The 26,537-nt window shown below is 61.6% G+C and carries 26 protein-coding genes; 13 read left to right on the forward strand and 13 right to left on the reverse strand.

Annotated features, from left to right (window positions below; all coding sequences use genetic code 11):
* Positions 1-6: 6 nt before the first annotated feature.
* Positions 7-183, reverse strand: a complete 177-nt coding sequence (locus tag C0V76_RS19920; protein WP_158239225.1) for a hypothetical protein — start codon at positions 181-183, stop codon at positions 7-9.
* Between C0V76_RS19920 and C0V76_RS11495 the strand changes: the two genes are divergently transcribed.
* Genes C0V76_RS11495 through C0V76_RS11510 form a run of 4 tightly spaced genes read left to right on the forward strand, consistent with a single transcriptional unit; the run spans position 182 to position 6,040 of the window.
* Positions 182-1,288, forward strand: coding sequence for a glycosyltransferase (locus tag C0V76_RS11495; RefSeq protein ID WP_101942542.1), 1,107 nt, complete (start codon positions 182-184; stop codon positions 1,286-1,288). The genes C0V76_RS19920 and C0V76_RS11495 overlap by 2 nt on opposite strands.
* Positions 1,285-2,700 (forward strand): lipopolysaccharide biosynthesis protein, encoded by a 1,416-nt coding sequence (locus C0V76_RS11500; RefSeq protein ID WP_101942543.1) that lies wholly within the window; start codon positions 1,285-1,287, stop codon positions 2,698-2,700. Before C0V76_RS11495 ends, C0V76_RS11500 begins: the two co-directional genes overlap by 4 nt.
* On the forward strand, positions 2,697-3,824 hold the full coding sequence (locus C0V76_RS11505) for a glycosyltransferase family 4 protein (RefSeq protein WP_101942544.1): 1,128 nt from the start codon (positions 2,697-2,699) through the stop codon (positions 3,822-3,824). The genes C0V76_RS11500 and C0V76_RS11505 overlap by 4 nt, the downstream gene beginning before the upstream one ends.
* Complete coding sequence (locus C0V76_RS11510; RefSeq protein WP_101942545.1) at positions 3,821-6,040, forward strand: glycosyltransferase; 2,220 nt, start codon at positions 3,821-3,823, stop codon at positions 6,038-6,040. The genes C0V76_RS11505 and C0V76_RS11510 overlap by 4 nt, the downstream gene beginning before the upstream one ends.
* Positions 6,041-6,109: 69 nt before the next feature.
* Here C0V76_RS11510 and C0V76_RS11515 read toward each other — a convergent pair whose 3' ends face one another.
* The 4 genes from C0V76_RS11515 to apbC form a co-directional block, all read right to left on the reverse strand.
* Positions 6,110-8,353 carry an arginine/lysine/ornithine decarboxylase gene (locus tag C0V76_RS11515; protein WP_101942546.1) on the reverse strand — a complete coding sequence of 748 codons (2,244 nt, stop codon included), beginning with the start codon at positions 8,351-8,353 and terminating at the stop codon, positions 6,110-6,112.
* Between the two features lie 153 nt (positions 8,354-8,506).
* Positions 8,507-9,076, reverse strand: a complete 570-nt coding sequence (gene dcd, locus C0V76_RS11520; RefSeq protein ID WP_101942547.1) for a dCTP deaminase — start codon at positions 9,074-9,076, stop codon at positions 8,507-8,509.
* Positions 9,077-9,174: 98 nt separating this feature from the next.
* Positions 9,175-9,549, reverse strand: a complete 375-nt coding sequence (locus tag C0V76_RS19925) for a cytochrome c family protein (protein WP_158239226.1) — start codon at positions 9,547-9,549, stop codon at positions 9,175-9,177.
* The gene (gene apbC, locus C0V76_RS11530; RefSeq protein WP_101942549.1) at positions 9,546-10,637 is read right to left on the reverse strand and encodes an iron-sulfur cluster carrier protein ApbC; all 1,092 of its coding nucleotides are present in this window, start codon (positions 10,635-10,637) and stop codon (positions 9,546-9,548) included. The genes C0V76_RS19925 and apbC overlap by 4 nt, the downstream gene beginning before the upstream one ends.
* Positions 10,638-10,756: 119 nt before the next feature.
* Between apbC and C0V76_RS11535 the strand changes: the two genes are divergently transcribed.
* The 8 genes from C0V76_RS11535 (at position 10,757) to C0V76_RS11570 (ending at position 18,706) form a co-directional block, all read left to right on the forward strand.
* Positions 10,757-11,173 carry a GNAT family acetyltransferase gene (locus tag C0V76_RS11535; RefSeq protein ID WP_101942550.1) on the forward strand — a complete coding sequence of 139 codons (417 nt, stop codon included), beginning with the start codon at positions 10,757-10,759 and terminating at the stop codon, positions 11,171-11,173.
* An 18-nt stretch (positions 11,174-11,191) separates the two neighbouring features.
* Positions 11,192-11,695 carry a DUF1566 domain-containing protein gene (locus tag C0V76_RS11540; RefSeq protein ID WP_101942551.1) on the forward strand — a complete coding sequence of 168 codons (504 nt, stop codon included), beginning with the start codon at positions 11,192-11,194 and terminating at the stop codon, positions 11,693-11,695.
* A gap of 85 nt (positions 11,696-11,780) precedes the next feature.
* The gene (metG, locus tag C0V76_RS11545) at positions 11,781-13,910 is read left to right on the forward strand and encodes a methionine--tRNA ligase (RefSeq protein WP_101942552.1); all 2,130 of its coding nucleotides are present in this window, start codon (positions 11,781-11,783) and stop codon (positions 13,908-13,910) included.
* A gap of 3 nt (positions 13,911-13,913) precedes the next feature.
* A complete protein-coding gene (locus C0V76_RS11550) occupies positions 13,914-14,183 on the forward strand; it encodes a hypothetical protein (protein ID WP_101942553.1) in 270 nt (89 codons plus the stop codon).
* 116 nt (positions 14,184-14,299) lie between these two features.
* Positions 14,300-15,937, forward strand: coding sequence for a SulP family inorganic anion transporter (locus C0V76_RS11555; protein ID WP_101942554.1), 1,638 nt, complete (start codon positions 14,300-14,302; stop codon positions 15,935-15,937).
* 7 nt (positions 15,938-15,944) lie between these two features.
* Positions 15,945-16,235, forward strand: a complete 291-nt coding sequence (locus tag C0V76_RS11560; RefSeq protein ID WP_254048226.1) for an acylphosphatase — start codon at positions 15,945-15,947, stop codon at positions 16,233-16,235.
* A gap of 123 nt (positions 16,236-16,358) precedes the next feature.
* Positions 16,359-16,958, forward strand: coding sequence for a peroxiredoxin (locus C0V76_RS11565; protein ID WP_101942556.1), 600 nt, complete (start codon positions 16,359-16,361; stop codon positions 16,956-16,958).
* Positions 16,959-17,092: 134 nt separating this feature from the next.
* Positions 17,093-18,706, forward strand: a complete 1,614-nt coding sequence (locus C0V76_RS11570) for a methyl-accepting chemotaxis protein (RefSeq protein ID WP_101942557.1) — start codon at positions 17,093-17,095, stop codon at positions 18,704-18,706.
* Between the two features lie 26 nt (positions 18,707-18,732).
* On the opposite strand, the gene pgm is transcribed toward C0V76_RS11570, so the two are convergent.
* Genes pgm through C0V76_RS11585 form a run of 3 tightly spaced genes read right to left on the reverse strand, consistent with a single transcriptional unit; the run spans position 18,733 to position 23,227 of the window.
* Positions 18,733-20,364 (reverse strand): phosphoglucomutase (alpha-D-glucose-1,6-bisphosphate-dependent), encoded by a 1,632-nt coding sequence (pgm, locus tag C0V76_RS11575; protein ID WP_101942558.1) that lies wholly within the window; start codon positions 20,362-20,364, stop codon positions 18,733-18,735.
* Positions 20,365-20,411: 47 nt separating this feature from the next.
* Positions 20,412-21,644: a pyridoxal-dependent decarboxylase, exosortase A system-associated gene (locus C0V76_RS11580; RefSeq protein ID WP_216821722.1), complete on the reverse strand. Its 1,233-nt coding sequence runs from the start codon at positions 21,642-21,644 to the stop codon at positions 20,412-20,414.
* Positions 21,641-23,227, reverse strand: a complete 1,587-nt coding sequence (locus tag C0V76_RS11585) for an acyl-CoA ligase (AMP-forming), exosortase A system-associated (RefSeq protein WP_101942559.1) — start codon at positions 23,225-23,227, stop codon at positions 21,641-21,643. Before C0V76_RS11585 ends, C0V76_RS11580 begins: the two co-directional genes overlap by 4 nt.
* Before the next feature lie 82 nt (positions 23,228-23,309).
* Between C0V76_RS11585 and C0V76_RS11590 the strand changes: the two genes are divergently transcribed.
* Positions 23,310-23,573 (forward strand): acyl carrier protein, encoded by a 264-nt coding sequence (locus C0V76_RS11590; protein WP_101942560.1) that lies wholly within the window; start codon positions 23,310-23,312, stop codon positions 23,571-23,573.
* 71 nt (positions 23,574-23,644) lie between these two features.
* On the opposite strand, the gene argB is transcribed toward C0V76_RS11590, so the two are convergent.
* The 5 genes from argB to C0V76_RS11615 all read right to left on the reverse strand — a co-directional run bounded on the left by argB (position 23,645) and on the right by C0V76_RS11615 (position 26,533).
* The gene (argB, locus tag C0V76_RS11595) at positions 23,645-24,538 is read right to left on the reverse strand and encodes an acetylglutamate kinase (RefSeq protein WP_101942561.1); all 894 of its coding nucleotides are present in this window, start codon (positions 24,536-24,538) and stop codon (positions 23,645-23,647) included.
* Positions 24,539-24,717: 179 nt separating this feature from the next.
* Positions 24,718-25,131: an Hsp20/alpha crystallin family protein gene (locus tag C0V76_RS11600; protein ID WP_101942562.1), complete on the reverse strand. Its 414-nt coding sequence runs from the start codon at positions 25,129-25,131 to the stop codon at positions 24,718-24,720.
* Between the two features lie 120 nt (positions 25,132-25,251).
* Positions 25,252-25,713: a dihydroneopterin triphosphate diphosphatase gene (nudB, locus tag C0V76_RS11605; protein ID WP_101942563.1), complete on the reverse strand. Its 462-nt coding sequence runs from the start codon at positions 25,711-25,713 to the stop codon at positions 25,252-25,254.
* Positions 25,710-26,162, reverse strand: a complete 453-nt coding sequence (locus C0V76_RS11610) for a barstar family protein (protein ID WP_254048227.1) — start codon at positions 26,160-26,162, stop codon at positions 25,710-25,712. Before C0V76_RS11610 ends, nudB begins: the two co-directional genes overlap by 4 nt.
* Positions 26,159-26,533: a ribonuclease domain-containing protein gene (locus C0V76_RS11615; RefSeq protein ID WP_101942564.1), complete on the reverse strand. Its 375-nt coding sequence runs from the start codon at positions 26,531-26,533 to the stop codon at positions 26,159-26,161. Before C0V76_RS11615 ends, C0V76_RS11610 begins: the two co-directional genes overlap by 4 nt.
* Positions 26,534-26,537 lie beyond the last annotated feature (4 nt).

Here is a 26,537-nt window from a genome sequence, read left to right on the forward strand (position 1 = left end):
CGCTGACTATTTTCCATAGGTTTGATATTCGCGACTTTTCTGGTTGCGATTGAGTCCTGTCTGACGCTCGTTTCCCCGTATCGCCTTCATTCCGGCCTGGAATGAAGGGCGGGTGCGCGGGCTGACGGTATACTGCGCGCTTCCCTTCGCGTGACCGGCTTTTGCCGGGATCTCTTCCGGCATGAAACTCCTGCTTGTAATTCCGACTGTGCATGGCGGTGGCGCAGAGCAGGTGGCTGCAATCTTGGCGCGTGAATGGTCTCGCGTGCACCAGTTGCGGGTCGTAGCCTGGCATGTGGGGGCAGAGCGTTTCGATTTCGGGGTTCCGATCGAGGACCTGCGGCTTCCGGCGCAGAACGGTTTGCTGGCGAAGTTGCGAGCCTTTCGGTTGCGCGTGCAGGCGATTGCCGAGATCGAACACGGCTGGCAAGCGGACGCAGTACTGGCGTTCATGGATGAGGCCGGATTGGCCTGTACGCTGGCTGCCTTGCAAGGGGGCTGGTGCCAGCGCCTGATCGTGAGCATGCATCACAACCCTCTGTGGTTGGGGCGCGCGCGCCGCGTGTTGATGGCTTGTTGCTATCGGTGGCCGGCTGCGGTGGTCGGCGTGTCGCAAGGCGTCAAAGTCGAGATGGCGCGCAGCATGCGGCTGCCGCTTGAGTGTTTGCACAGCATTCCCAATCCGCTGGCCGTAACAGCGCCTGAATATGTGCTGGCACACAGTGCGATGGCGGATAGCTTTGACACTGGATTTACGCTCTTTGCCGGTCGCCTGGATCGTCATACCAAGGGGCTGGATATCCTGTTGGCGGCTCACGCAGCGCTGCCACGTTCGCGGCCGCCATTGCTGATTGTTGGCGATGGACCTGATCGGGACTGGCTGGCGGCAGAGATCGTCCGGCAGGGTTTGCAGGATGTGCATTGCATGGGGTGGCAGGCGGACTTGCAGCCCTTCTATCGTCGCGCGGGTTTGCTGGTGGTGAGTTCGCGTTTTGAAGGCTGGTCCAATGTTCTGATGGAAGCCATGGGGGCGGGCTGCCCTGTGGTGTCGACGGATTGCCCTTACGGTCCGGCCGAGATTCTCGGGTCGGCGTTTCACGCTCAGTTGAGCCCGGTTGAGGATGTGCCTGCGTTGTCGGCGAATATGGCGCGCATGCTGGCCTTACCGGAAGCTGAGCGGAAAGCGCTTGGCGAAGCCCTGCGCGAGCGCGCATTGACGTTTGCCGCGCCGCTTGTCGCACAGCGCTGGATCGAGTTGGTGCGTAGCCTGCCGGGAGTCGTGCGATGAGTCTGCGCGCTTCGGCCGCCTATATCGCGACACGTATCGCGTCAGGCGCTCTGGCGATGCTGACCCTGGCGCTGGTGGTGCGCGGGTTGGGGCCCGAGCGGTATGGGCAGCTGACCCTGGCACTGGCTGCTGCGGCTGCCGTGACGTTGGTGTTGTTCAATCCGATCAATGCGAGCCTGGCACGGTTTTACGCTGAGGCAGATCGACGCGAGGCCTTGTTACGACTGCTGCGGCGAACAATGCTGGGCATGGGGCTATTGCTGGTCTGCGTGGCGTGGGGGCTGGACGTGCTTGGCCACTCGCCGTTTGCGCCCTGGCTGCTGTTGCTGGCGGCCTGTATGGCGCTCGCGCAGGGCATGTTCGATTTTTCCGGCCAGTACCTGGCAGCCGCCCAGCGTAGCGCCCGTTACTCGCTGCAGTTCGTGAGCAAGGCCTTGATGGCTTGCGTGTTCTGCGTGCTCGCCTTGCAGATCGCAGGCGGTGCTCAGGCCGTGCTGGTGGCCATGACGATGGCTTTTCTGTTGGCGGCCTTGCTGGCAGGGGACGTTTGGCGGCCGGCCGCGAACGCACCCGACATTTCAGGCAATCCCGTCTTGAGACGTGATTTGCTGGCCTTTGGCGGCCCGCTGCTGCTGACTTCCTTGCTGGGTTACCTCCTTTTGTGGGGGGACCGCTATGTGCTGGAGCGCCTGGTGCCGCTGGCCGAACTGGGCCGCTACAGCGCGGTGATGGATCTGGCCCAGCAAACGCTGGGGCTGATCTTCAGCGGTTTGTGTACTGCCTGGTATCCGCGTCTGGTACAGGCCTGGGGGCGTGGCGAGGGCAGCGAGGTGCAAAGGCTTTATGAGCGTTACGGTGCGCTCGGTCTGGCCATCAGCCTGCCGGCAGGGCTTGGCTTTGCCATGATTCTGCCGGATGTGCTGCCGCTCTTGTACGGCGAGGCTTTTACCAGCCTGCCGCCAGCGCTGTTGGTGCTGGTGAGCGCCGCGGCGGTGATGGCCGGGGTGAAGGCCTACTACTGTGATCAGCCGCTGCTGCTGGCCAAGCGCGTGTGGTGGCACGCCGCTAGCATCGGATTGTCGGCAGGAGGCGGACTTGTGCTGGCCTGGCTGCTGGTGCCCGAAATGGGTACGCCTGGCGCTGCACTGGGTTTGCTGCTGGGCCAGTGTGCCGGGGCTGTGGTGAGTCTGTGGGCCGGGCGCGGGGTTTTACGGCCGCGTATTCCTTTTGGATTGTGCTGGCCTCCTCTGTGTGCGGCAATCCTGATGGGAGGGCTGTTGTGGATATGGCCGGCGGCGGGCTGGTTGGCCGTGCTGAGCAAGATCATGGCGGCGGCGGGCGTATATGGTGGCGCGATGTTGATGACTGATTTCGATGGAGTGCGCGGCCGCTGGCGGCGCAGGTTGGCATGAAGATTGTGCTGTTCGCGAATACGGACTGGTTCCTCTACAACTTCAAGCTCTCACTGGCAAAGGCTCTGCGCGCGCGGGGTGATGAGGTCTTGCTACTTTCGCCCCCCGGGGATTACGGCCCGCGTTTGCGGGATCTCGGTTTTCGCTGGGAGCCACTGCCTGTTTCGCGTAGTGGCGTGAATCCGCTGGCCGAGCTGGCCGTGATCCGCCGGATTGCCCGCTTGTATCGCGAGGAGAAGCCTGATCTGGTGCATCACTTCACGATCAAGTGCGTGATCTATGGCAGTTTCGCAGCACGTCAGGCAGGAATAGCGGGCATCGTCAATTCGGTGACTGGCCTGGGCTTTGCGCTGTTGGCGGATGCGCTCAAAGCGCGTTTGATCCGGCCGGTGGTGCTTGGCCTTTATCGCCTGGCCCTGCGCGGCACGCAGGTGGTATTCCAGAATCGGGACAATCGCGACACCCTCGCCAGCTACGGCGTACTGGCGAACAGTGGTGTGCAGGTGATTGCCGGTGACGGCATAGATACGGCCCACTTTGCTCCTGCTCCCCGAGTGCCTCAACAGGCTACGGTGTTGATGATGGCCCGCCTGCTGCATTCCAAAGGGATTGCCGATTTTGTCGCAGCGGCGCAGCGGGTGCGCCAAGTGCGGCCGGATGTTCGCTTTCTGTTGGCGGGGGCTCCGGATCCGGGCAATCCGGAGAGTGTGACGGAGGCCGAGCTGACGAGCTGGCGAGCGAGCGCTGCAGTGGAGTTTCTGGGCCAGCGCAGCGATGTGCTGGCCCTGAACCAGTCTGCGAGCATTGTGGTGCTGGCCAGCACGCAGGGCGAAGGCATTCCGCGCGCCTTGCTGGAAGGCGCAGCCTGTGGCGTGCCCATGGTGGCGACAGATGTGCCAGGCTGCCGCGATGTAGTTGTGGACGACGAAACCGGGTATCTAGTCCCTCCCTCCGAAGGCGAGCGGCTGGCTGAGGCCTTGCTCGATTTGCTGCAGGACGAGGCGAAACGCCGTCGCATGGGCGAAGCGGCGCGTCGGCATGTGGAAGCGAACTTTTCAGATCAGGTGGTGATCGCCCAGACCCTGGCGGTGTACGCCCGTGCAGGCGGGAGGGCGAGCGCATGAGCCTAGTCGTGATCCTCACGGCCTTTGTGCTGACGGCGCTGGGCTGCCGTTTTCTGGCGCAGCATGCCGCGCGTTTGCGCCTGATCGATATGCCAGACGCGCGCAAGCAGCATGGCGCACCGATACCCGTAGTGGGGGGGCTGGCCGTTCTGATCGGTTTTGTGCTGGCTTGTGCTTTGGCGGGGCTGCTGGGCGTTCTGACCGAGGTGGCCGGGCCGTTGTTGCTGATGCTGGTGATCGGTCTTGTAGATGACGCGCGCAATCTCTCGGCGCGTTTCAAGCTCCTGTGCCAGATCGTGGCGGCGGGCTGGCTGGTGTATGCCAGCGGGGCCGCACTCTACGCGATGCCACTGCCTTTCCTGGCCGGTCACCTGGATCTGGGTTGGGCCGCCAAGCCGCTGACGGTGCTGATGATCGTGGCGGTGCTCAATGCGATCAATATGATTGACGGACTAGACGGGCTTGCCGGCGGCTGTCTCTCCATCGCCTCCCTGGCTCTGGCGCTTGCCGCGCAGGCGGCTGGCCGACCGGAGCTGGCGCAAGTAGCGGCAATCCTGTGCGCAGGGATGCTGGGTTTTCTGCTGTGGAATGCACGCTGGCCCTGGCAGGCGCGAGCCAAGGTCTTCCTGGGGGATGCAGGCGCACTGGCGATCGGCATGCTGCTGTGCTGGCTGATTCTGAAGCTCTCGCTGTCCTGGCAGGGCTTTGCGGTGCAGCGCGTGCCTTTGACGGTGGTGCTGGCCCCGGTGGCGGTGCCGGTCATCGACTTGTTCGTGGTGGCTTTCTGGCGCGCGGCCGAGGGCCGCAACCCCATGCAGGCCGATCGTGGTCACTCTCACCATTTGTTGCTGGAAATGGGCCTTTCGACAGTCGGAGCGGTGCGCCTGCTGTGGCTCGCAGCAGCTCTGATTGCGCTGACGACTTTCGCAGCCTGGCGCGCAGGTGTGCAGGAGGGGCGATTGCTCGGGGTCCTGCTGGCCGGCTCGCTTGCCTATCTGGTGTGGTTCAGGGTGAGCTGGTTGAAAGTGCGAAAGAACACAGGTGCCTCTGCCTCTAGTCGCGAGCATTCGCTGCCAGAGGCTAGGCCCGCTGGTATACCGCGACGGGTGTTGTTCGTCACCAGTGGTCTCGGTGTCGGCGGTGCCGAGCGTGCGCTGGAGCGCCTGTTGCCCGGTTTGCAGGCGCAGGGCTTGAGTGTGGCAGTGGTGTCGCTGCGTGAGCCGCAAGCGGTGGGGCAAAGTCTTCGGGCATTGGGCGTCGAAGTATTTGAATTGGGCATGGCGCCCTCGCGCCCGACGCCAATGGGGCTGTGGCGCTTATGGGGTGTCGTGCGCACGTTCCGGCCGGATGTGATTCAGGGCTGGATGTATCACGGCAACCTTGCTGCGCAGGTTGCGCGCCTGGCTGTGCCGCGTGCGGCTGTGGTGCTCGCCATCCATCAGACGCTGGCACGCCCGGAACTGGAAAGCCTGGCGACACGTGCGGTGATCCGCTGCGATGCGCTGCTGTCACGCTTTGCAGCGAAGATCTTGTACGTTGCTCAGGCAGCCGTGGCGCAGCATGAGGCAGCGGGGTATGCGCAGCGCGCCCTGGTGCTGCCGAATGCTCTGGACACTGCCTTGTTCCGGCCAGACGCTGTCGCGCGCGCTGCGAGCCGGGCAATGCTCGGCGTGCAGGATGATGAGTTGCTGATCGCCATGATCGGCCGCCTGCATCCGGCCAAGAATCACGCTGGTTTTCTGCGCGCCGCAGCGCTGGTGGCGGAGGCCTGGCCGGCGGCCCGCTTTCTGTGTGCCGGGCTGGGCGTGACTCCAGACCATCCGGCGCTCGCAGCACAGGTGGAGCAAGCCGTTTTGCAGGGCAAGGTTTTCCTGCTTGGACCGCGCGAGGATGTGCCCGCTTTGCTGGCTGGGTGCGATCTGAGTGTGCTCAGCTCGATCCAGGAGGCGCTTCCGAATGCCGTTGCAGAAGCCATGAGTTGTGGCTTGCCTTGCGTGGTGACGAATGTGGGCGATGCAGGGCGCATGATCGGTGATACCGGCTGGTTGATCGAACCCGGTGATGATGAGTTGCTTGCGCATGCGATCGAGTTGGCGCTTGGAGAGGGCCTGCCCGCTTTGCAGGCGCGCGGTCAGGCGGCACGCCAGCGAATCGAGCAGAGTTTTGCTGTCGACGCGGTTGCGGCAAGCTATGCGCAGATGTACCGCAGCTTCTAAGAGCGCTACGGATTTCCTTGAAATGCAAACGGGGCGCCGCAGCGCCCCGTTTTCTTGAACTGGCCGAGTTTATTTCTGTTTCACGCAATCCACGCAATAGTGGATCTGGCCATCGCGCTGCTCCTTCACGAGCCCGTGGCAATCGCTCTCGAAGCCGGGGAAGCGCTCGTTGAATTCGCGCACAAACTTCAGGTAATCGACGATGGTCTTGTTGAAGACTTCACCCGGAATCAGCAGTGGAATGCCCGGCGGGTAGGGTGTCAGCATTATCGCGGTGACGCGGCCTTCCAGTTTGTCGATGGCGACGCGTTCGATCTCGCGGTGCGCCATCATGGACCAGGCGTCAGTCGGACGCATTGCCGGCACCATGTCCGACAGATACATTTCGGTGGTGAGACGGGCCACGTCGCGCGCCTTGTATACGTCATGGATCTGCTGGCACAGATCACGCAGGCCATGCCGTTCATAGCGCGGATTCTTGGCGATGAACTCTGGCATCACCCGCCACAGCGGCTGATTCTGGTCGTAGGCATCCTTGAACTGCTGCAGTTCGGTCACTAGCGTGTTCCAGCGGCCCTTGGTGATGCCGATGGTGAACATGATGAAGAAGCTGTAGAGGCCGCACTTCTCGACGATGATGCCGTGCTCGGCCAGATACTTGGTGAGTACGGCGGCGGGGATGCCAGCTTCTGCGAAGTCGCCATCCACATCGAGCCCCGGGGTGATGATGGTGGCCTTGATCGGGTCGAGCATGTTGAAGCCTTCGGCCAGATTGCCGAAGCCGTGCCATCGATCATTGGCCTTGAGCATCCAGTCTTCGCGCTCGCCCATGCCTTCTTCGGCGAGGTAGTCCGGGCCCCACACCTTGAACCACCAGTCGGCACCCCATTCCTCGTCCACCTTGCGCATGGCGCGGCGGAATTCCATGGCTTCGGCGATCGACTCCTCGACCAGTGCCGGGCCGCCGGGGGCATCCATCATCTCCGCCGCCACATCGCAGGAGGCGATGATCGAGTACTGCGGGCTGGTGGAGGTGTGCATCAGGTAGGCTTCGTTGAAGAGGTCTTTATCCAGCTTGCGGCTCTCTGAATCCTGCACCAGGATCTGCGAGGCTTGCGAAAGGCCAGCCAGCAGCTTGTGGGTCGACTGGGTGGAGAACACCATCGACTCCTTGCAGCGCGGACGATCTTCGCCGATGGCGTGGTAGTCGCCATAGAAATCATGGAAGGCGGCGTGCGGCAGCCAGGCTTCGTCGAAGTGCAGGGTGTCGATCTTGCCGTCGAGTTCTTCCTTGATCTCTTCGACGTTGTACAGCACGCCGTCATAGGTGCTCTGGGTGATGGTGAGCACGCGCGGCTTGGCATTCTTGTCGAGCGCGAAGGGGTTCTTGGCGATCTTCTTCTGGATGTTTTCCCACTTGAACTCGCTCTTCGGGATCGGCCCGATGATGCCGTAGTGGTTGCGCGTGGGCATCAGGAATACCGGAATTGCGCCGGTCATGATGATCGAGTGGAGGATGGATTTGTGGCAGTTGCGGTCGACGACCACGATGTCGCCCGGCGCAACGGTCGAGTTCCAGACGATCTTGTTGGAAGTCGATGTCCCGTTGGTAACGAAGAACAGGTGGTCAGCGTGGAAAATGCGTGCGGCATTGCGTTCCGAGGCGGCCACCGGACCGGTGTGATCTAGCAGCTGGCCGAGTTCCTCCACTGCATTGCACACGTCAGCGCGCAGCATGTTCTCGCCGAAGAATTGGTGGAACATCTGGCCCACCGGGCTCTTCAGGAAGGCCACACCGCCGGAGTGGCCGGGGCAGTGCCAGGAATAGGAGCCGTCAGCCGCGTAATGGGTCAGGGCGCGGAAGAAGGGCGGGGCGAGCGAATCGAGATAGGCCTTGGCTTCGCGTTGCACGTAGCGCGCGATGAATTCAGGTGTGTCCTCGAACATGTGGATGAAGCCGTGCAGTTCGCGCAGTACATCGTTCGGGATGTGGCGCGAGGTACGCGTCTCGCCGTGCAGGAAGATCGGGATATCGGCGTTGCGAAAGCGGATTTCTTCGACGAAAGCACGCAACTCAGCGATGGTCTCGTCGGCCTCTTCGGAGGTGAATTCTTCGTCGTCGATCGACAGGATGAAGCCTGAGGCACGGCTCTGCTGCTGGGCAAAGGAGGAGAGGTCACCATAGCTGGTGACACCCACAACCTCCATGCCCTCGGCCTCGATGGCCTTGGCGAGAGCTCGGATGCCGAAACCCGAGGTGTTTTCCGAGCGAAAGTCCTCGTCGATGATGATGATCGGGAAGTGGAAGCGCATGGCATTTCCTGTCTGGCTGGTGGCTGCTGAAGGAGCAGCCGCTGCCTTCATGTTAGGGCAGCAGGGTTACGGAATGGGTTTGGCAAGTACAAGGGGCCGCCAAGCATCAGCTTGCGGCCCCGTGAGCGTGTAGTCGGCGCTGGTCGATAGGCGTCAGATTTTCGGCAAGGTCACACCGACCTGTCCCTGGTACTTGCCGCCACGATCCTTGTACGAGGTTTCGCAGATCTCGTCGGATTCGAAGAACAGCACCTGGGCGCAGCCTTCACCCGCGTAAATCTTGGCGGGCAGCGGCGTGGTGTTGGAGAACTCAAGCGTCACGTAGCCTTCCCATTCCGGCTCGAAAGGGGTGACGTTCACGATGATGCCGCAGCGGGCATAGGTGCTCTTGCCCAGACACACGGTGAGCACCGAGCGTGGGATGCGGAAATATTCAACGGTGCGTGCCAGCGCGAAGGAGTTCGGCGGAATCACGCAGTAACCCTTGCCGGAAACTTCCACGAAGGAATTCAGATCGAAGTTCTTCGGATCAACGATGGTCGAGTTGATGTTGGTGAAGACCTTGAATTCGTCAGCGCAGCGAATGTCGTAACCGTAGCTCGATGCGCCATAGGAGACGATTTTCTCCCCGTTGGCTTCGCGCACCAGTTGCGGCTCGAAGGGCTCGATCATGCCGTGTTGCTCGGCCATGCGGCGGATCCACTTGTCTGACTTGATGCTCACGATGCTTCGTCCGGCTGGATTAAGAGCGCGAATTCTAAGGTTTATCGCAGAAATTGGGTGGATTTTGCTTGACGAAGGCCTGAGGCCGGATGCCCGGGCTATTTCTGCTCTTGCAGCCAGGCCAGCAACTCGGCGATTTCGGCCTGGCCCGGCGTGCTCAAAAGCCGCATCTTGGTGCCGGGGAGATCTTTCTTCGGGTTGGCGAGAAAGCGCGCGAGGCGCTCTGGCGACCATACGATGCCGGCATTGCGCAAGGCTTCCGAATAGTTGTAATTGGGCTGACCTGCTGCGGCCTTGCCGAGTACCCCGGCTAGACTGGGGCCGCGTTTGTTCTTGCCGGGCGTGACGGTGTGGCAGTCCGCGCACAGGTCTTCAAATACGGCCCGGCCTTCGCTGGCGTTGGCGGCAAGCGCCGAGTGGCTGGCCGCCAACAGTCCGGCAGCCAGCGCCCATCTTGCGAGGTGCTCGTTCAATCCTTGTTCACCACGATGGTGGGGAATTTCAGGCGCATGTCGCGCTGTTTCTCGGCAATGCTCACCGCCACCTTGCGGGCAATCGTGCGGTAGGCGTCGGCAATAGCGCTTTCCGGCTCGGCTGCCACGGTAGGGGAGCCTGCATCGGTCTGGCTGCGGATCTTGATATCCAAAGGCAGCGCCCCGAGGAATGGTACTTCGTAGTCGGCACACATGGCCTCGCCGCCGCCGGCGCCAAAGATGTGTTCGGCGTGGCCGCAGTTCGAGCACACATGGATGCTCATGTTTTCGACGATGCCGAGGATCGGGATGCCGACCTTCTCGAACATCTTGAGGCCTTTGCGCGCATCGAGCAGTGCGATGTCTTGAGGCGTGGTCACGATTACCGCACCCGTCACCGGTACTGTCTGGGCAAGCGTCAGCTGGATGTCGCCAGTGCCGGGCGGCATGTCGATCACGAGATAGTCGAGATCATTCCAGCGGGTATCGAAGAGCAGTTGGCGCAGGGCCTGCGTAACCATCGGGCCTCGCCACACCATGGGCTGTTCGGGATCAATCAGGAAACCGATGGAGTTGGCTTGCAGGCCATGCGCTTCGAGCGGGCGCATGGTTTTGCCATCGTCTGACTCGGGCTGAGCCTCGGCGATGCCCAGCATCTGCGGCTGGCTCGGGCCATAGATGTCTGCATCCAGAATGCCGACGCGTGCGCCTTCCTGTGCCAGCGCCAACGCCAGATTGACGGTGGTTGTGCTCTTGCCTACGCCACCCTTGCCTGAGGAAATCGCGATGATGTTCTTAACGCCGGGCAGCAGAGCTACATTGCCCTGCACCTTGTGGGCGATCACTTTCGAGCTGATGATGGCTTGCGCTGAGCGGACGCCGGGCAGGGCGGTGGCGACTGTTTCAAGCTGGGCTGCGATGGCAGCAAACTGACTGGCCGCCGGGTAGCCCAGTTCCACCACGATTTCGGCGCGCTCGCCGCTCAGTCGGGTGGACTTGATTGCTTTGGCTGCAGCGTAAGACTTGCCTGTGTTGGGGTCGATCAACTCACCCAGAGTGGCAAGAAGGCTGGCTTCAGTGGTGCTCATAATGGTTTTTGGGAGAATAGTTGAGAGTTTCACTCAAGTTTACCATGCGTGCAGGCCGCTTGATCCATCCAAGGGGGCCGGTTACCGTGCGGGCTGACGAGTCCTGAAGTACCCTGACCATGCATATTCGCCCATTCAATCTTGCTGACGAAGCTGCCGTGATTTCCCTGTGGCAGATCTGTGGTCTCACACGGCCGTGGAACGATCCTAGACTGGATATCGTCCGCAAGCTCACCGTGCAGCCGGAACTGTTTCTGGTGGGCGAAATGGATGGAATGGTCGTGGCCAGCGTGATGGCTGGCTATGATGGACATCGAGGTTGGGTGAATTATCTTGGTGTGGCGCCGGCGCAGCGGGGGCGGGGTTTTGCCCGGGCGCTGATGATACGGGTGGAGGAGTTGCTTACGGCACGTGGCTGCCCAAAGCTCAACTTGCAGGTGCGCCAGGATAACGAGGTGGCTCTAGGTTTTTATGCGGCTATCGGTTACGGCCAGGATGCGGCTTTGAGCCTGGGCAAACGCTTGATCCAAGACTGACTATCTGGAGGGGATTTCATGCACGGAAAATTGTGGACGATCTTGGTTGGACTCGTTGTACTGGCCGGCTGTGCTTCGGCACCGCCAGCGGACCGTTTCGTAGCCTCTGTAGATGGTCAGGAAGTGACCGATACCCACTACAAGCTGGTGTGGCGTCGCTGCGTAGAGGGCATGGTGTGGGATGGCAAGACCTGCAGTGGCAGCGCGCTGGAGTTTGCCTATCCCGATGCGCTTTCGCGGGCGCGCGTGGAGGCCGGCGCGGGCGCCAAGGCCTGGCGGATTCCGACCGTGCAGCAGTTGGGGCATCTGGCCGATCGCCGTTTCAGCAAACCGGCTATCGACAGCAGCATGTTTCCGGCAACTCCGACAAAATGGTTCTGGACCGACAGTGATCTGCATCCCGCCGATTACGATCCTTTCCAGCCGCAGGATATCTGGGTGGTGGATTTTGCGAGCGGGCGCAGTGGCATGACCAAGTCGGATGATCGCCTGCCGCTGCGACTGGTGCGCGTGATCAAGTAGTTAGCGGGGACAAAGCCGGGCGCGCGGCTGTGCGCCCGGGCTACAATTACGGTCTTCCCCTGCAATTTACGTGCATCAGACCAATATGACCCGCAAGATCTTCGTTACCAACGCCCTGCCGTATGCCAACGGCGATATCCACCTCGGCCACCTTGTCGGCTACGTTCAGGCCGATATCTGGGTGCGCTTCCAGCGCATGCTGGGCAACGAAGTGCATTACGTGTGTGCCGACGATACCCACGGCGCGCCGGTGATGCTGCGGGCCGAGAAGGAGGGCATCAGCCCTGAGGCGCTGGTCGAGCGGGTGCGCGGCGAACATCTGCGCGACTTCACCGATTTCGGTGTGGCCTTCGACAACTACCACTCGACCCACAGCCCGGAAAATCGCGCCTACGCTGAAGACATTTACAAGAAGCTGCGCGCCGCCGGCATGATCGAAACCCGCGCCATCGAGCAATACTACGATCCGGTCAAGAACATGTTCCTGGCCGACCGCTTCATCAAGGGCGAGTGCCCCAAGTGCGCGGCCAAGGATCAGTACGGCGACAGCTGCGAGGTCTGCGGGGCCGCCTATGCGCCGACCGAACTGAAGAATCCGTATTCGGCTGTGTCGGGGGCGACGCCCGAATTGCGTTCCTCCGAGCATTTCTTCTTCCGCCTGTCTGACCCGAAGGCGGTCGAGTTTCTGCGCGAATGGACCCGTGCGACGAATGCCGATGGCTCCCGTCGCATGCCGCCGGAAGCTTCCAACAAGATGCGCGAATGGCTCGGCGAAGCTGGCGAGAATAAGCTCTCGGATTGGGATATCTCGCGCGATGCGCCGTACTTCGGTTTCGAGATTCCGGACGCGCCGGGCAAGTATTTCTACGTCTGGCTGGATGCGCCGATCGGTTATCTGGCTTCGTTCAAAAACTATGCAGACCGCATCGGTCTGGATGTGAGCGACTACATCGATCCGGTCAAGGCCGAGGCGGCTGGTACCGAGATGGTTCACTTCATCGGCAAGGACATCCTCTACTTCCACGCTCTGTTCTGGCCGGCGATGCTGAAGTTCGCCGATTACCGCACGCCGAACTTCCTCAACGTGAACGGTTTCCTGACCGTTGATGGCGCCAAGATGAGCAAGAGCCGCGGCACCTTCATCACTGCCCGCTCCTATCTTGAGCAGAAGCTGAATCCGGAATGGCTGCGCTACTACTACGCCGCCAAGCTCAACTCGAACATCGAGGATCTGGATCTTTCGCTGGACGACTTCGTGGCAAAGGTCAATTCCGATCTGGTCGGCAAGTTCGTGAATATCGCCAGCCGTTGTGCCGGCTTCATCAGCAAGCGCTTCGAAGGCAAGCTGTCGGCGAGCGATGCTGCAGCGCTGGCCCCGTTCGTTGCTGAAGAAACGATTGCGGCACTGACGAAGGCTTTCAACGATCGCGACTACTCCAGCGCGCTGCGTGAAGTGATGCGTCTGGCCGATGTGGCGAATGTGTACGTGAATGACGAGAAACCCTGGGAGCTGGCGAAAGATCCGGCCCAGCTGCAGCGCCTGCACCGCGCCTGCTCGACCGCGCTGAACCAGTTCCGTGCCCTGACGATCATGCTCAAGCCGGTGTTGCCGACGCTGGCCGCGCAGGTCGAAGCCTTCTTCGGCGTGACCGTGTTCAAATGGAGCGATCTGGCCACGCCGCTGCCGGCAGGTCACACCATCAACACCTATGCTCACCTGATGACCCGCATCGAGCGCAAGCAGATCGATGCGCTGATCGAAGCCAACAAGGAAACCCTCGTGACGGAAGTGAAGCAGTCCGAACCGGCGCAGAAGCATGCCCAGCATCAGGCCCATACCGCTCAGACCGAGACGGCACAGGCCGAGGAGTTCGAACCCTTCATCAGTATCGATGACTTTGGCAAAGTTGATCTGCGCATTGCCAAGATCGTCTCCGCAGAGCATGTGGAGGGGGCGGCCAAGTTGCTCAAGCTGCAACTGGATATCGGCGAAGAAAAACCGCGCCAGGTTTTCGCTGGCATCAAGAGTGCCTACGACCCGGCTTTGCTGGTTGGGCGCCTGACCGTGATGGTGGCCAATCTCGCGCCGCGCAAGATGAAATTCGGCATGTCCGAAGGCATGGTGCTGGCAGCATCCGACGACAAAGGTGAAGTGCCCGGTCTCTTCATCCTATCGCCGGATTCGGGCGCCCAGCCTGGCATGCGGGTGAAGTAAGCGATGCAGAGCGCCTCGCGGGGTTTTCGCGTTACGCCGCGTCTCCTGCTGTGGCTGGTGCTGGATCTCGTGGGCATGGTCCTGTTTGCTGGCGGCGCGCTATATCTGGCGGCAGGGCAGGTACTGTTCCTGCGCCTGCCCACGACGCTGATCGAGGCTGCGGTTTTGCTGGTGGCCGGTGGTCTACTGATGCTGGTTGCTGCTGCCAACTTGCTGCGCGAAGGTTTTTCTGGCCGGACGGTTCAAGCACTGGACAAACCGTTGCGTGACTGACTGGTCGTGGCCTTGCGACGGATCTCGCCGGCCTGGGTTTTTGTCTTGCACCTGCGACGGCGTTGAATTTATTCAGTCTGGTTTTGGGCTTGAATTTGCAGAGGAGCGTGGCAGTGATGTCGTTGCACAGGTTCCATCCGAAGCTCCAGGAAGCCATCGAGGGCTACACCAAACACCGCTTTGCCCGTGATCTGTCGGCAGGTTTTACGGTAGGCGTACTGGCCTTGCCGCTGGCGATGGCCTTTGCGATAGCCAGCGGTGTCAGCCCGTCTGCGGGGATCTGGACTGCCATCATTGCTGGTTTCATCATTTCCGCTTTTGGCGGCTCGCTGGTGCAGATCGGTGGTCCCACGGGCGCCTTCATTCCCATTCTGTATGGCATCGTCGCCGCCCATGGGGTGAGCAACATGCTGGCCGCGACTTTCATGGCCGGCATCCTGCTCGTAGTGATGGGGCTTACGCGGATGGGTAACCTGATCCGTTTCATTCCGATCTCGGTCGTGATCGGTTTTACCAATGGTATCGGGGTGGTGCTGGCGCTGTCGCAGGTCAAGGATTTCTTTGGTCTGGGGGGCGGAGCGCTGCCGGCTGAGTTTTTTGCACGGATGCGGGTGCTGGTCGAACTTGCACCAACCGTCAATCCTTATGCTGCAGCGCTGGCCTTGGCAACCGTGGCGCTGAAGGCCGGTTGGGAAATGCTGGCACGACGCTATCCTCGCGTTGGAGCCGTACCGGCTTTGTTGATGGCGCTATTGCTGGGAACTGCGCTTGGAGTCGTGCTGGAATTGCCAGTGGAAACCATTGGCAGCCGTTTCAATGGTATCCCCCAGGGCTTGCCGGCCATTTCATTCCCTTTGCCCGATCTGAGTCGCTTGGGCAGCCTGCTGGCGCCGGCTATCACGATAGCCTTGCTGGGGGCGATCGAGTCTTTGCTCTCTGCGCGTGTGGTCGATTCTCAGGTGGGCGATCGGCATGACCCGAACCAGGAATTGATGGCCCAAGGGCTGGCCAACATTGCTTCGCCATTCTTTGGCGGCATCGCTGCTACGGGCGCGATCGCACGTACTTCGACCAATGTACGTGCCGGTGGCCGTACGCCGGTTGCCGGCATCGTACATGCGCTGACCCTGCTGATCATCGTGCTGGTGGCTGCGCCTCTGGCTGTCTGGGTGCCGATTCCTGTATTGGCGGCAATTGTGGTGGTGACTGCCGTGCGCATGGGGGAGTGGCATGAGTTCGCGCGCTTGCGCCATTTTTCGTGGAACTACCGAATTACCCTGTTGGCCACTTTTCTGCTGACGGTGCTTTTTGATCTGACTGTTGCGGTGGAAATCGGCATGCTGCTGGCGAGCCTGTTCTTCATCTATCGAATGCAGGATCTGACCGTAGCTGAGCCACTTGGCGTGCAATTGCGTCCTGGCCTGCTGGCTTTTGATTTGCGTGGTTCGCTGTTTTTCGGAGCAGTGGCCAAACTGGACGCCCAGCTCGATCCCGCGCGCCTTGATGTTGAAGTGCTGATTCTGAATCTGCGTGAAATCCTCAATATTGATACCTCTGGGGTCGACTGGCTGGAAGGGCTGCAGGAAGCGCTGGAGAAAAAGGGGGCGACACTGGTGCTGTGTGGTCTGGGCAAGCAGCCCCGCTCCATCCTGCAGCGCTCAGGTCTTGCGGCTCAGTTGGGCGTGCATAACCTGTGTGTCGATATCGAAGCGGCCTTGCTGCGGGCACGCGAGATCCAGAATGAGCGGGAGTGAGGCGGCCTTGAGCGCGGATCAGATCGTGGTGGGGCGCCGCCTGCGGGTCAGTGGAACTGTGCAGGGGGTGGGCTTTCGCTGGTTCGTGTGCAGTGTGGCGCGTGAGCTGGGTTTGCAAGGCTGGGTGCGCAATCTGCGCAGTGGTCAGGTTGAGGTGCTGGTTTGGGGCGCGCAGCCTCAGGTTGTGGCGCTGATCCATCATGTGAGTCTGGGGCCGCCGCATGCCCGTGTGGACGCGCTGGAAGTGGAAGACTCGGCAGAGCGCACTGCGGGCTTCGATCAGAGGCCAACTATCTGAGCGATAGGCGGGAGCAATCGAATCCGGGGTTTACCTTCAAGGCAGTGCCAACCATAATCCGCACACCCAAACCCCTCCGGTTTACTCAGGTATGCCGGAGCCATTTTCGAGAGAGGACTCATCATGGCCGTTCTGGTTGCCAAGCAAGCCCCCGATTTCACTGCGACTGCCGTTCTGGGCAACAACGAAATCAAGGACATCACCTTGTCCGCAGTGAACAAGGGCAAGTATGTCGCCTTGTTCTTCTACCCGCTGGACTTCACCTTTGTGTGCCCTTCCGAGCTGATCGCCTTCGATCATCGTCTGGAGGAATTCAAGAAGCGTAATGTGGAAGTTATCGGTGTCTCGATCGACTCCCAGTTCAGCCATCTGGCCTGGAAGAACACTGCGGTCGACAAAGGCGGCATCGGCCAGGTTGGTTACACTCTGGTTGCTGACGTGAAGCACGAAATCGCCAAGGCCTACGATGTTGAATCCGAAGGCGGCGTGGCTTTTCGTGGCACTTTCCTGATCGATAAGAGCGGGGTGGTGCAGCATCAGGTCGTGAACAACCTGCCGCTGGGCCGTGATATCGATGAGCTGCTGCGGGTGATCGATGCCCTGCAATTCACCGAAGAACATGGTGAAGTCTGCCCGGCAGGCTGGAAGAAGGGTTCCAAGGGTATGAACGCTTCGCCGGAAGGCGTAGCCAAGTACCTGGCTGAAAACGCCAAGGCCTTGTAAGCCGGCTTCTTTCGCAGAAACCAGCCCGGTGGCGCGAGCCCCGGGCTTTTTTGTATCTAAAGCTTCCCCTAAGGGTGCCGTTAGCCCTTTGAGCCGCGCGGACTCTGAAGCGCCGGACATTGGGGGAGTGAATAATGAGCATTGCACGCAAGATCACCTTGCTGGTTGTGATTGCCTTGCTGACCTGTGCGGCAGTCATCGCAGTGGCTGTCAGCGGGCTGAGTCGCGTCAAGACGGGCGTGGATGACATCACCGCGACGACCCTGCCGGCCGTGATGGCTGCCGGCGACGTGCGGGCCATGTATCTGAGCCTGCACGCTGCGGCCTACGACCGGGCCTTGATCAGTGATGCCGATGCGGCCAAGACGGCGGATGCCCGCATGGCTGAACTGGCCGAGGGTATCGTCAAACAGATCAATTTCTATACCGAAAAGGCCCATGAGGAGAGCGAGAAGAAGCTCCTCCTTGACGCCAAGACAGGTATTGCAGCCTATATGGCACGTATGAACCAGGTGCAGAATCTGGCCAAGATGGGGGAGCAGCAGATGGCATTGGGCATCATGCAAACTCAGGTCGGGCCTATTCACAAGCAGCTGGCTGAGGCTTTTGAGGCCTTGCTCAAGGCCAAGAAAGAGGAGGCAGACGCGGTTTCTCAGGCGGCCAGCGATGCTTTTTCCAGCACTTTGGCTGCGGTCATCCCGGCGGCATTGGTGGGTTTGCTGGTGATTGGCGTGATGGGCCTCTTCCTTGGCCGCTCAATCGTGCAGCCGCTTGCGGCCATGCAGGCTGCTATCGTGCGGACGGCTGAGGCACTGGACTTTCGGGATAGCATCCCGGTGCGCTCACAGGACGAGATCGGCCGTACGCTGACCGCCTATAACGCGCTGCTGGCCCGCTTGCGTTCGAGCTTCGCCGACGTGCAGCAGGCTACCCGGCGCATGCAGCAGGTGGCGGAGCAGGCCGACAGCACGGCGCAGGACATTGCCCGCAATTCCCGCGTCCAGAGTGACGCCTCCTCCAGCATGGCTTCTGCCATCGAGGAGCTCACAGTGAGCATTTCGATGGTGGCCGGGCAGGCTCAGGAGGCCAGCCAGCATACCCATGCCTCACGTGCGAGCGCTGATCAGGGGGGCGAAGTGATCCTGGCAACGGTGGGTGGCATCCAGAAGATTGCCAGCAGCGTGCAACTGGCTTCTGAGCGCATTGGAACCCTGCGTAACGACAGCGACAGCATCTCCTCGGCGGCCAACATCATCAAGGAAATTGCCGACCAGACCAATCTGCTGGCCCTCAATGCGGCCATCGAAGCTGCCCGCGCCGGTGAGCAAGGGCGCGGTTTTGCGGTGGTCGCTGATGAGGTGCGCAAGCTTGCTGAGCGCACGGCCAATTCCACTCAGGAAATCAGCATTTTGCTGAGCAAGATGAAGGACAGTGCCTTGCTGGCTGTCGACAGCATGGGGCAGGCGGTGCAGGAAGTGGCTGCTGGGGTTGAGAAGGCCCGCATGGCCGGTGAATCCATCCAGACCATTCGAGAGGGCTCAGGAGCGGTCGTTGGCGTAGTCGAGGAAATCACCGAAGCGGTACGTGAGCAAAGCTCGGCAAGCACCGTGATCGCGCAGCAGATCGAGCAGATTGCCCAGATGACCGAGCGTAACTCCAACGCTGCCAACGAAGCGGCAAGTGCGGTGGACCAGATTACCGCCATGAGTCGTGACATTGCCCGCACCCTTGATGCCTACAAGGTGTGAGCTGCGGGGGCTTGCCCCCGTCATGCTCAGTTGGCCAGTGCGGCGCTGACGATTTCCTGTGCCTCGCGCACGATTGTCTGCAGATGTTCGGCGGAGATGAAGCTCTCGGCGTAGATCTTGTAGATGTCTTCCGTGCCGGAGGGGCGTGCGGCGAACCAGCCGTTGGCAGTCGTGACTTTCAGCCCGCCGATGCTGGCACCATTGCCCGGCGCGGTGGTCAGGCGTGCGGTGATCACTTCGCCGGCCAGGATCTGGGCGGCCACCTTGTCGCCGGTGAGTTGCTTGAAGGCCTTCTTCTGGGTTGGCGTAGCGGCCGCATCAATGCGGATGTAATGCGGTGCGCCGTACTGAGCAGTGAGCTCGGCGTAGTGCTCGGCCGGGTTCTTGCCGGTGACTGCCGTGATCTCGGCGGCGAGCAGGCCGAGGATGATGCCGTCCTTGTCGGTGCTCCATACCGTGCCGTCGCGGCGCAGGAAGGAGGCGCCGGCGCTTTCCTCGCCACCAAAGCACAGGCTGCCGTCCTGCAGGCCAGGCGCAAACCACTTGAAGCCGACCGGCACTTCCAGCATCTGACGGCCGAGGCCGGCGACCACGCGGTCGATCATGCTGGAGGACACCAAGGTCTTGCCCACCGCGCAGCTGGCCCACTGCGGGCGGTGCGTCAGCAGATAGCGGATGGCGACAGCCAGGTAGTGGTTGGGGTTCATCAGCCCGCTGGGCGTGACAATGCCGTGGCGGTCTACGTCGGCGTCATTGCCCCAGGCAATGTCGAAGCGATCCTTGAGGCCGACGAGGCTGGCCATCGCGTAGGGGCTGGAGCAGTCCATGCGGATCTTGCCGTCATGATCGAGCGTCATGAAGGCGAAGGCCGGGTCGACCTTAGGATTCACGACTTCAATTGCGATGTCGTAGTGCTCTGCGATGCGCGACCAGTAAGCCACCGCTGCGCCGCCCAGTGGATCGACGCCGATTTTCAGGCCTGCCTTGCGGATCGCCTCCATGTCGATGACATTGCCGAGGTCGGCGATGTAGGTGCTTGCGAAATCCATCTGGGTGATGCAGGCGGCCTTGATCGCCTCGGCGTAAGGAAGGCGCTTCACGTCCGCGTTGCCTGCAGCCATTAGCGCGTTGGCGCGCTGCTCGATCCAGCCAGTCACATCGGTATCGGCCGGGCCGCCATTGGACGGGTTGTACTTGATGCCACCGTCCTGTGGCGGGTTGTGCGAGGGGGTGATGATCAGGCCGTCGGCCAGACCACTGTCGCGCCCCTTGTTGTAAGTCAGGATCGCGTGCGAGATCACCGGGGTGGGCGCAAAGCCGTCGTCCGCCTGCATGCGCACCTGCACGCCGTTGGCGGCCAGCACTTCGATGGCCGAGCACTGGGCCGGGGCGGAGAGGGCATGAGTGTCCTTGCCGATGTAGAGCGGGCCGGTGATGCCCTGCGCCGAGCGGTACTCGCAGGTGGCCTGGGTGATCGCGAGAATGTGAGCCTCGTTGAAGCTGTGCTTGAAGGCGGTGCCACGATGGCCGCTGGTGCCGAAGGCTACGCGCTGCTCTGCGATGCTCACGTCCGGCAGCTCACCATAGGCGGCGAGCAAGGCGGGAATGTCGGTCAGGGCGTCATTCGGGGCGAGCTTGCCGGCGAGAGGGTGGGCCATCGGGAACTCCGTGAAAGGTGAATGCTGCTGATTTTAAGCGAGGCGTTTCAGAGCAGGATTTCTTTTGCCTGAGGATGGCCAAGAAAGTCACGCGGGCTGGCGGTGAAGCCGTAGGCACCGCTCTGGTAGACCACCACTAGATCGCCGGGCAGCGCCAGCGCCAGTTCCATGCGCTCGGCGAGAATGTCCAGCGGCGTGCATAGCGGGCCGACTACCGACACCGTCTCCGTGCGTTCGGGTGCGGCCTTGTTGCCGATGACGACCGGGTAGTTCTTGCGGATCAGCTGGCCGAAATTGCCGGAGGCCGCGAGATGGTGATGGAGTCCGCCGTCGCAGACCAGGAAGGTTTGGCCGCGCGAGACTTTGCGGTCGACCACCCGGCACACATACACGCCGGCTTCGCCGACCAGATAACGCCCCAGCTCGATGACGAGTTCGGCCTGCGGCAATGCGGTTTTGGCGCGCTCCACTAATTGCGCCAGATTCGCGCCGATGGGAGCGAGATCCAGCGGCGTGTCGCCGGGAAAATAGGGAATGCCGAAGCCGCCGCCGAGGTTCAGGGTGCGAACTGGCGCCGGAGCATGTTCGGCCAGACGCAGGGCCAGCTCGAAGCTCAGTTTTTGAGCCTCGACAATCGCTTCGGCGCGCAGATTCTGCGAGCCGGCAAACAGGTGGAAGCCTTCGAAGGCCAGCCCCAGTTCGCCGATACGTTGCAGGAGCTCGGGCACGTTCTCGGCATCCACGCCGAAGGGCTTGGGCCCGCCGCCCATCTTCATGCCGGAGGACTTGAGCTCAAAGTCCGGGTTCACGCGCACAGCCACGCGGGCGGGCAGGCTCAGGCGCTGCGAGATGGCTGCAAGCAGTTCTACTTCGCGGAAGGATTCCACGTTGAGCAGTACGCCGGCACGCACCGCGGCCTCCAGCTCCGCTTCTCGCTTGGCTGGGCCGGCGAAGCTGATCTCGTGGGCGTTTGTGCCGCTGGCAAGCGCCACGGCCAGCTCGCCGCCGGAGGCGACATCGAGTCCATCGACCAGACCGGCTATGTGCGCTACGAGATCGGGCAGCGGGTTGGCCTTGATCGCGTAATGCAGCTTGATCGAGGGCGGCAGGGCAGTACGCAGCTTATCGACCTGTGCGTTGATGACGGCACGGTTGTAGGCATAGAAAGGCGTCTGGCCGACTTCGGCGGCCAGTTGCGTGACGGGTTTGCCGCCGATCACCAGTTCGCCGGCGACGATGGGGAACTGGCTCATGTGGGCGTGGCGGGGTTTGGAGTTCATGCCGATTCTCCGAACAGCCCGGCAAACTCCGCTGACAGCGCCTTGCGGTCGATCTTGCCGTTGGCATTGCGCGGCAGCGGCTCATGGCGGAGCGCGATGTGGGCCGGCAGTTGGTAGGCGGGCAGACGCAGCTTCAGCGCCGCGAGCAGCGCGGCGGTCTCTGCACCGGCGCGGGCCGGGGTGGCGATCAGCACGATGGCCGCTCCCAGCTGGGGATGCGGCACGCCGACGGCCGCGCATTCGCCGACCAGTCCGGTGGCATAGACCTCTTCTTCGACTTCGCCGGGGCTCACGCGGTAGCCGGAGGTCTTGATCATCTCGTCGGTGCGGCCGATGAAGTAGAGGAAGCCTTCTTCGTCGCGGCGCACAGTGTCGCCCGAATACACGGCCATCTCGGGCAGCATCAGGCCATGCGGGCGCAGGTGGGCGGGCAGCGGGCGGAAGCGCTCAGCGGTTTTCTCCATGTCGTTCCAGTAGCCCATCGCGACCAGCGGGCCACGTTGCACCAGCTCGCCCGGCTCGTTGGCTGCGCATTCCGTGCCATCAGGCCTCAGCACCAGCACTTCGTTGTCCGGAATCGCCTTGCCGATGGAGTCCGGCCGGCGGGCGACTTCTGCCGGATCAAGGTAAGTCGCGCGGAAGGCTTCGGTGAGGCCATACATGAGGTAGGGCTGGGTCTGTGGCAGGCGTTCCAGTAAGGAACGGAGCGTGGCTTCAGGCATATGGCCACCAGTGTTGGCGATGTAGCGCAGGTGGCTTGCAATCGATTCCGGCCAGGCCGATTGGGTGAGCTGGATCCACAGAGGCGGTACGGCGGTGAAGCCGGTGATGCGTTCGCGCTCGAGTGCCTTGATCACGTCACGCGGCATCAGGTAATTGAGCAGCACGACACGTGCGCCGGCATGGAAGGCTGTGGTGAGCTGTGAGAAACCGGCATCAAACGACAGGGGCAGGGCGGCGAGCAGGCTGTCGTCCGGGCGGTTGCCGAGGTATTCCGCCACGCTCTTGGCACCGGCCACCAGATTGCGGTGGGAGAGCACCACGCCCTTGGGGCGGCCGGTGCTGCCTGAGGTGTAGAGGATGGCCGCCATGTCCAGCTCAGTGACGGGCGGGTTGAAGCTTCGGCCTGCTTGAAGAACATCGCTCCAGACATGAATCGAGCAGTGCGTTTCGCTTTTGCCAGGCCCGGTGAGGATGATGTGACGGAGGTCGGAGCACTGGGGGAGTACGTGCTGCAAGCCGGCAAGGCGTTCGGGCGAAGTGAGGAGCACGCGCACATTGCAGTCGCGCAGGATGTAGGCGACCTGCTCGGCTTTCAGCAGTGGATTGATCGGTACGAAAACGCCGCCCGCCGCAGTGGTGCCGAAACTTGCGACGACCGTTTCGATGCGCTTGTCGAGCCAGATGCCGACACGCTCGTTGCGGCCAAGCCCCAGAGCTGTCAATCCGCTGGCGACGGCGGAGGTGGCTTGCCACAGGCTTGCGTAATCCAGCGTATGGCTGCCGACGGTGAGCGCTGGTGCGGCCGGACTACGCGCAGCGCTGTTTTCGATCAGATGGTGGAGGAGCCAGGCGTCACGCATGGTTTGAGGTTTCTGGACTGGCCGGGACAGGTTCAGGGCTTATAATGCCGCGCTTTCGTGCTGCAAAACCAAGGATACGATCTTGTCTTCGCTCGATACTACGCGCCGGGAGGTGTTGCAGGTGCTGGAAGAGGTTCTGGGCCTGGGGGGCCGCGCTGCATCCTTCGACGATGCTACGCCGCTGTTGGGCGCTGTCCCCGAACTGGATTCGATGGCAGTGGTAGGCGTGATTGCCGCACTTGAAGAGCACTTCTGTTTTCATCTTGCCGACGATGACATCGACGGCTCGACCTTCGAAACGGTGGGCACGCTAAGCACTTTTGTGGCGAACAAGCTCGGCCGCTGATCGTTCCCTGCGGCAGGGCTCTTGGCCGCTGCCGCAGCTCACCCGGCTTTCGCCGGGGCGGCGCCCAAGCCTTACTTACTCTTGATCATCGTGCCGACACCATGGTCGGTGAGGATCTCAAGCAGCAGGCAGTGTTCCACGCGACCGTCAATGATGTGCACCGAGTGCACGCCGCTGCGCGCTGCGTCCAGCGCGGAGCTGATCTTCGGCAGCATGCCGCCGGAGAGCGTGCCGTCGGCGACCAGGTCGTCAATCTGGCGTGGGGTCAGCCCCGTAAGCAGATTGCCTTCCTTGTCCAGTACGCCCGGGGTGTTGGTCAGCAGCACCAGTTTCTCGGCCTTGAGTACTTCGGCGAGCTTGCCGGCGACCAGATCGGCATTGATGTTGTAGGTTTCACCCGCCGAGCCCACACCGATCGGGGCGATCACCGGGATGAAATCGCCTGAATCGAGGAAGGTGATGATCGAAGGGTCGATCGAGGAAATCTCGCCGACCTGGCCGATATCCAGCATCTCCTCGGGGTTGTCCTTGTTGGGCATCATCAGTTTCTTGGCCCGGATGAACGCGCCATCCGCTCCGGTGAGGCCCACGGCCTTGCCGCCATGTTTGTTGATGAGATTGACGATGTCCTTGTTGACCTGGCCGCCGAGCACCATCTCGACGATGTCCATGGTCTCCGCATCGGTCACCCGCATGCCCTGGATGAACTGGCCTTGCTTACCTACGCGTTTGAGCAGGTCGTCAATCTGTGGGCCGCCACCATGCACCACCACCGGGTTCATACCGACCAGTTTCAGCAGCACCACATCACGCGCGAAGCAGTCCTGCAGCTTGGGGTCGGTCATCGCATTGCCGCCGTACTTGATGACGATGGTCTTGTCGAAGAAGCGTTTGATGTAGGGCAGCGCTTCCGCGAGGATTTCGGCCTTCAGGGCGGGGGCGAGCTGCTTGGTGTCTGCGGACATGGCGATACCTTGGAAGGTGGAGCGAAAGGCAGGATTTTAGCGCATGAAAAAGGCAGAGCCCGGCGGCCCTGCCTTGTTTTTCTGCCACTCGTCCATCTCCGCCACAGGAACAGATCTGCCACCCTGCGGCCACACGATCCGACAGCGACCCGTGCCGGCCTGTTCCGGCAACGCCCCGTTCAGCTGATCATCAGCTTTTTGGCCTGGGTGATGGTCTTGTGCGGCAGCGTGAGCTCCAGTACGCCATCGTTGAATTTCGCGCAGGCTTTGCTTTCATCCAGCGTTACCCCCAGATCGAAGCTGCGGGAAACCTTGCCGAAACTGCGCTCGGTGCGCAATACGCGCTCGCCATCCTTTACTTCGCGTTCGTGCTTGCGTTCAGCGCTGATCGACACCGTGCTGCCTTCGATCTGCACATGGATGTCTTCCTTCTTTACGCCAGGGAGTTCGGCGTGCACGGTGTAGGCATCGTCCTTTTCACGAACGTCAATCTTCATTGACGGCCCATCCATGGCCGTGCCGTATTCAACCGGGCGGACGAAGAAACCGCGGAATAGATCCTCGAAAGGATCAGAACGCATGATGTTTGCCATGATGCTCTCCTTTCCTGACTGGTCACAAAGTGGGGAATTTCCTTCCCCCTCCATTACCAAAATGGGAGTGCCAACGTCGATCATCAAGGGTGCGGAGATCTTTGTGGCGGGAGGTCGCGCTCAGGTTTCCAGGCCAGAGGTTTGACGATGGGGAAGCATCAGGATGGCATCCTGGTTGGTCCAGGAGAAACAGGCGCTGGCGGCTTCTTGCCAGGGTAGCCAGCGCTGGGCGCGATGTTCCGCTGGCGCCAAGCGGACCTCGGAGGGTTGCGGTACACAGACGCTGAAAACGTGTTCGAGATTGTGGTTCACGCCGGGGGCGTAGCGGTGGCGCCATTGCGTCAGAATTTCGAAACGATTGGCCAGATGCCAGTCCTGCAGGGCTGCTGCTTCCACTAGCAAGCCCGTCTCTTCGGCGAGTTCGCGACGTGCTGTTTCACGCAGGCTTTCCGTGCCTTCGCGGCTGCCGGTGACGGATTGCCAATAGCCCGGATGCAGGGCTCGCTCGATGAGCAATACCTGCAGATCCGGTGTGTGGATCACAACCAGAACCGATTCGGGCTGTTTGTAGCCATGGCTCAAGCGTTTACTTCCAGACGGGGAAACTCAGGAAAGTCGCCGATGAGGAGCACCCAGAATCTGATTTTCTGCTCATGCCAGACCTGCACTGCGTCTTCAAGAATTTCGACCAGGGTGTTGAAGCTCTCCGGGTCCGCGGTCTGTAGCGGTTCTGCGCGCTGAAGAGCGAGAACGTAAGTGTTTGCCTCGTCCCAGGACATGTCGCTGAGGCAATCGGCCAGCGCATCCCAGTTGTGGCCGTACCAGTCCGGGAAATGCAGGGCACGGGCCAGCACATGATGGAGCTTAGTGGTGTCCGTAGCGGTCCCCAGGTCAATGCGATAGGTTTTGCCACCTGCGGTATGTGCGGCCTGGAGCATGGTGCGCGCGGAGTCTGCCGAACAGGCGCTAAGGCGGGCGTCAGCCTTGAAGAGCAGCTCGGAAGCCGTCGGAAGTGAGGAGGTGGTTTTCATGGCTGGATGATGCGCTTGAAGCTGCGGTAATGGTCAGCGCTGTAGTAGTACTCGCGCGCTTCGCCGGTCACGATGCGGCGTGCTCCCCGATCACGCGAGCCTGGCGTGGGTACGGTGTATTCGCGGTAGTAAGCGCGTGCCTGGGCGGGCAAGCGGCGTTCGCGGTTCTGGAACACGACGCCATCCTTGCGGTAGGGGAAGGGGCCGCCGCGTTCGATCAGGCGCAGGGTGTCGCGCGCTTCGGGCGGGAGTTCTGACTGGTGGATGCGGGCAATGCTGCCGTCGGCCAGTGTTTCGCGTGCGGCGAGCGGCTGAAGCCCTGAGAGCAGGAGCGCCAGCAGCGCGAGGATGAGGTGTTTGATGAACTTCATGGCC

The sequence above is a fragment of the Uliginosibacterium sp. TH139 genome (genome assembly GCF_002855595.1).
Lineage (GTDB): Bacteria > Pseudomonadota > Gammaproteobacteria > Burkholderiales > Rhodocyclaceae > Uliginosibacterium > Uliginosibacterium aquaticum.

What these genes read in the sequence shown, in the direction of transcription:
- metG (WP_101942552.1), top strand. Translation starts at nt 11,781, where the DNA reads ATGACCCGCAAGATCTTCGTTACCAACGCCCTGCCGTATGCCAACGGC.
- C0V76_RS11515 (WP_101942546.1), bottom strand. Translation starts at nt 8,353, where the DNA reads ATGCGCTTCCACTTCCCGATCATCATCATCGACGAGGACTTTCGCTCG.
- C0V76_RS11580 (WP_216821722.1), bottom strand. Translation starts at nt 21,644, where the DNA reads ATGAACTCCAAACCCCGCCACGCCCACATGAGCCAGTTCCCCATCGTC.
- C0V76_RS11550 (WP_101942553.1), top strand. Translation starts at nt 13,914, where the DNA reads ATGCAGAGCGCCTCGCGGGGTTTTCGCGTTACGCCGCGTCTCCTGCTG.
- C0V76_RS11615 (WP_101942564.1), bottom strand. Translation starts at nt 26,533, where the DNA reads ATGAAGTTCATCAAACACCTCATCCTCGCGCTGCTGGCGCTCCTGCTC.
- C0V76_RS11535 (WP_101942550.1), top strand. Translation starts at nt 10,757, where the DNA reads ATGCATATTCGCCCATTCAATCTTGCTGACGAAGCTGCCGTGATTTCC.
- C0V76_RS11565 (WP_101942556.1), top strand. Translation starts at nt 16,359, where the DNA reads ATGGCCGTTCTGGTTGCCAAGCAAGCCCCCGATTTCACTGCGACTGCC.
- apbC (WP_101942549.1), bottom strand. Translation starts at nt 10,637, where the DNA reads ATGAGCACCACTGAAGCCAGCCTTCTTGCCACTCTGGGTGAGTTGATC.
- C0V76_RS11600 (WP_101942562.1), bottom strand. Translation starts at nt 25,131, where the DNA reads ATGGCAAACATCATGCGTTCTGATCCTTTCGAGGATCTATTCCGCGGT.
- pgm (WP_101942558.1), bottom strand. Translation starts at nt 20,364, where the DNA reads ATGGCCCACCCTCTCGCCGGCAAGCTCGCCCCGAATGACGCCCTGACC.
- C0V76_RS11510 (WP_101942545.1), top strand. Translation starts at nt 3,821, where the DNA reads ATGAGCCTAGTCGTGATCCTCACGGCCTTTGTGCTGACGGCGCTGGGC.
- C0V76_RS11540 (WP_101942551.1), top strand. Translation starts at nt 11,192, where the DNA reads ATGCACGGAAAATTGTGGACGATCTTGGTTGGACTCGTTGTACTGGCC.
- C0V76_RS11495 (WP_101942542.1), top strand. Translation starts at nt 182, where the DNA reads ATGAAACTCCTGCTTGTAATTCCGACTGTGCATGGCGGTGGCGCAGAG.
- C0V76_RS11570 (WP_101942557.1), top strand. Translation starts at nt 17,093, where the DNA reads ATGAGCATTGCACGCAAGATCACCTTGCTGGTTGTGATTGCCTTGCTG.
- C0V76_RS11500 (WP_101942543.1), top strand. Translation starts at nt 1,285, where the DNA reads ATGAGTCTGCGCGCTTCGGCCGCCTATATCGCGACACGTATCGCGTCA.
- C0V76_RS11555 (WP_101942554.1), top strand. Translation starts at nt 14,300, where the DNA reads ATGTCGTTGCACAGGTTCCATCCGAAGCTCCAGGAAGCCATCGAGGGC.
- C0V76_RS11610 (WP_254048227.1), bottom strand. Translation starts at nt 26,162, where the DNA reads ATGAAAACCACCTCCTCACTTCCGACGGCTTCCGAGCTGCTCTTCAAG.
- argB (WP_101942561.1), bottom strand. Translation starts at nt 24,538, where the DNA reads ATGTCCGCAGACACCAAGCAGCTCGCCCCCGCCCTGAAGGCCGAAATC.
- C0V76_RS19920 (WP_158239225.1), bottom strand. Translation starts at nt 183, where the DNA reads ATGCCGGAAGAGATCCCGGCAAAAGCCGGTCACGCGAAGGGAAGCGCG.
- C0V76_RS11585 (WP_101942559.1), bottom strand. Translation starts at nt 23,227, where the DNA reads ATGCGTGACGCCTGGCTCCTCCACCATCTGATCGAAAACAGCGCTGCG.
- C0V76_RS11505 (WP_101942544.1), top strand. Translation starts at nt 2,697, where the DNA reads ATGAAGATTGTGCTGTTCGCGAATACGGACTGGTTCCTCTACAACTTC.